This is a genomic window from Bacillus sp. SIMBA_008, from assembly GCF_046535495.1.
Classification (GTDB): domain Bacteria; phylum Bacillota; class Bacilli; order Bacillales; family Bacillaceae; genus Bacillus; species Bacillus subtilis.
Map to the genome: position 1 here is coordinate 1 of NZ_JAWRWL010001338.1, position 233 is coordinate 233.

Here is a 233-nt window from a genome sequence, read left to right on the forward strand (position 1 = left end):
CGGGTCTGATTGCAGCGTGACCAGATGCCCGATGTTTTTCCGCTGTTCTTCCCTCAGATTTTCAACTGCCACATAAGAGGAAGCAAGCTCGTACTGCACAGATTCCGGGAGGCTTTCCGCATCGTATTTAGCGAGTGTGTCAATGACTTTGCTGTACTGCTGATTTAAAAAATAGCGGTTGCTTTCCGTAATTGCCTCTTGCTTCGGCTGGACGAAAAACAGAACGTATAAGG

Annotated in this window: 1 protein-coding gene; it reads right to left on the reverse strand. The window is 47.6% G+C overall.

The window, feature by feature from the left end:
• Positions 1 to 233 (reverse strand): type VII secretion protein EssB/YukC (locus tag SB658_RS27800; protein WP_410603814.1); only part of this gene is annotated, 233 nt, incomplete at both ends.